This window comes from Kitasatospora sp. NPDC048194 (genome assembly GCF_043202455.1).
Lineage (GTDB): Bacteria > Actinomycetota > Actinomycetes > Streptomycetales > Streptomycetaceae > Kitasatospora.
In genome coordinates, this window is sequence record NZ_JBIDAK010000079.1 from 1 (window position 1) to 1,181 (window position 1,181).

Annotated in this window: 1 protein-coding gene; it reads left to right on the forward strand. The window is 67.4% G+C overall.

Annotated elements, in window-relative coordinates; genetic code table 11:
* Positions 1–1,174: IS30 family transposase (locus ACGF07_RS35625; protein ID WP_392905842.1), on the forward strand; the 1,174-nt coding region annotated here is incomplete at its 5' end.
* Positions 1,175–1,181 lie beyond the last annotated feature (7 nt).

Sequence of the window (1,181 nt, forward strand, 5' to 3'; positions counted from 1 at the left end):
CTCGGGCCGGTACCTCACGTTCGAGGAGCGCGAGGAGATCGCGATCCTCAGGGCGATGAGCAAGGGCGTGCGCGAGATCGCCCGCGCCCTGGGGCGTGACCCCGGGACAATCTCTCGCGAACTGCGCCGCAACGCCGCCACGCGCGGCGGCAAGCAGGAGTACCGCGCGACGGTCGCCCAGTGGAAGGCTCAGCAGGCGGCCAAGCGTCCGAAGAGCGCGAAGCTCCTGGGCAACGACCGGTTGCGCGAGTACGTGCAGGAGAGGCTTTCGGGGAACGTTCATCGGCCTGACGGGACGGTCGTCGCGGGACCGCAGACGCCACCATGGAAGGGGCTGAACAAGCCGCACCGGCAGGACAGGCGGTGGGCGACAGCATGGAGCCCGGAACAGATCTCGCACCGGCTGAAGGCCGACTTCCCCGAGGATGAGTCCATGCGCATCAGCCACGAGGCGATCTACCAGGCGCTGTTCATCGAGGGCCGTGGTGCGCTCAAGCGGGAGCTGGTCGCCTGCCTGCGGACCGGGCGGGCACTTCGAGAGCCTCGGTCGAGGGCACGGAACAAGCCGCAAGGGCATGTCACCGCGGATGTCGTCCTCAGTGAACGTCCTGCAGAGGCCGGGGACCGCGCGGTCCCCGGGCATTGGGAAGGCGATCTGATCATTGGGACGGGCCGGTCCGCGATCGGCACGCTCGTCGAACGCAGCAGCCGGTCTACCCTCCTGGTGCATCTGCCGAGGATGGAGGGCTGGGGCGAGGTGCCACCTGTGAAGAACGGCCCGCCGTTGGGCGGTTACGGCGCCGTCGCGATGAACACTGCTCTGACCGAGTCGATGACGAAGCTACCCGAGCAGCTCCGCAAGACCCTGACCTGGGACCGCGGGAAGGAACTTTCCGGACATGCCCAGTTCACGCTCGAGACCGGGACGAAGGTGTTCTTCGCCGATCCGCACGCGCCCTGGCAGCGACCCACGAACGAGAACACGAACGGGCTGCTGCGTCAGTACTTCCCGAAGGGCACCGACCTGTCCCGATGGTCCGCCGGGGACCTCGAAGCCGTCGCCCTGGCGATCAATAACCGACCCCGCAAGATCCTTGGCTGGAAGACCCCGGCCGAGGTCTTCGAGGAGCAGCTACGCTCACTACAACAGCCCGGTGTTGCAACGACCGGTTGAACTCGCC